At 43.8% G+C, this 1,935-nt stretch carries 2 protein-coding genes; both read left to right on the top strand.

What is annotated here, in order from left to right; genetic code table 11:
- The first annotated feature begins 76 nt into the window (after nucleotides 1-76).
- Nucleotides 77-634 (top strand): hypothetical protein, encoded by a 558-nt coding sequence (locus ACESTD_RS18360; RefSeq protein ID WP_272195453.1) that lies wholly within the window; start codon nucleotides 77-79, stop codon nucleotides 632-634.
- A 7-nt stretch (nucleotides 635-641) separates the two neighbouring features.
- Complete coding sequence (locus ACESTD_RS18355; protein ID WP_195289173.1) at nucleotides 642-1,850, top strand: site-specific integrase; 1,209 nt, start codon at nucleotides 642-644, stop codon at nucleotides 1,848-1,850.
- Nucleotides 1,851-1,935 lie beyond the last annotated feature (85 nt).

Raw genomic sequence — 1,935 nt, 5'->3', positions numbered from 1 at the left:
GGGGGTAGGATTATTTTAGCACAAGGGGGCAGAATCGCTTGGTTTTAGGGGGCAGCTTACACTGGATTTTCCAGATGTGAAAGCGATTGTCAATAAATCGCAATCGTCTGGCGATGTGCTAAACTCGCTGGCAGAAATCAAGGCTAAACAGCAGGAGGAATCCGATAAGGTCAAGAAGATGTTCCGAGAAACCAATGAAAATATCGAAAGTGGAATAGCCAATGCCAAGCATCTTCGTATCAGCATTGATGAACCTCATGTCTTGATAACCTTTGTAATCATGTCGGCAGCCATTGCAGTTTTATCAGTTGCTTTACATCTGGCAAAACGTCCGAACTATGAACGCATTGATAATGACCTCAAATATCGTTACATAAAAATGAAAGGCGATGCTTCGGCTGAACATATAGCCACTTTGGAGGACATCTTCGAACTCAACCGAGATAACCAAAAGATTGAGCAGATGCGTGAGGATGTGGAAATCTACGAAGAGGCTGTCCGTAAGCAAGCCGCCCTTACCGAGCAAGCAAGGCTCAAAGAGCAGGCAGCAAAGGAGCAAGAATCAAGAGCCAAGTCCATCAAGAACAAACAGGACGATAGTAAGGTTAATCTGAATAACAAATCAAAACCCTGATTGTGATATGGCAACAGTTAAGATTAAGTTCCGACCATCAACGGTTGATGGCGGACAAGGTACAATTTTCTATCAAGTAATCCACAATCGTGTAGCCCGTCAGCAAAAGACGGGCTACCGTCTCTACGGCTCTGAGTGGAACAATCACTTGTCGGAGGTGGTATTACCACGATTCAATGATGAGAGAAAGCGTTATCTGTCGGAAATAATCGATAAAATCCGAATGGATGTAAAGGCTCTTCAAAAGATTATTTCAGTATTTGAGCATAGCGGATGTGACTATACCGCTGATGATGTAATAGCCGAGTTCATAGCGGATAATCCAGAAAATTATCTCTTCTCATTTATGGAGGGCGTAATATCCAATCTGAAAACATTGGGCAAGATACGTACTTCGGAAACATATGCTGCTACGCTCAGCAGTTTCCGGCGCTTTCGTGAGGATAAGGATTTGGCATTGGACAATATGGATTCCGATATGATGATGGCATACGAAGCCTACTTGAAGCGTAGCGGAGTAAGCCCCAACAGTTCATCATTCTATATGCGTAATCTTCGGGCTGTATATAATCGTGCCGTGGAAAAGAAGTTGACCACCCAGCGACACCCGTTCAAGCACGTCTATACAGGTGTGGATAAAACCGTCAAGCGAGCTGTACCTCTTAAAACGGTTAAGCGGATTAAAGAGATGGATTTGTCGATGAATCCGACTCTTGATTTTGCCCGTGATATGTTTATGCTAAGTTTTTACACTCGTGGTATGTCATTCGTGGATATGGCATACCTACGGAAAAAGGACTTGAACGGCAATATTTTATCGTACCGCAGACGCAAGACAGGGCAACAGCTATTCATCAAATGGGAGAAGTGTATGCAGGAGATAGTGGAAAAGTATGATAATCCGTTGTCTCAATATCTGTTGCCCATCATCAAACCCCTCAGCGAAATAGATGAACGCAAGCAATACATCTATACGGCACACAACATCAACCGTAGCCTAAAAGTCATCGGCAACCAATTGGGATTGTCCGTACCACTTACGATGTATGTGAGCCGTCACGCTTGGGCAAGCATCGCCAAGAGCAAGAATGTTCCTATTTCGGTTATCAGCGAGGGAATGGGTCACGATTCAGAAGCGACCACACGCATCTATCTTGCCTCATTGGACACGATGGCAATTGATAAAGCAAATAGTATGATTCTGAAATCTCTGTAAGTGAAGGATTGTAGCTAACACTTGAAAAGGGACCCGGGTAGCATTTGAAACGTGTACCACCCGATAGGTTTTGCAAAGTTAATTA

The sequence above is a fragment of the Bacteroides sp. AR20 genome (assembly GCF_964250605.1).
Taxonomy (GTDB): Bacteria; Bacteroidota; Bacteroidia; order Bacteroidales; family Bacteroidaceae; genus Bacteroides; species Bacteroides uniformis.
This window is presented reverse-complemented; position numbering and strand designations above follow the sequence as displayed.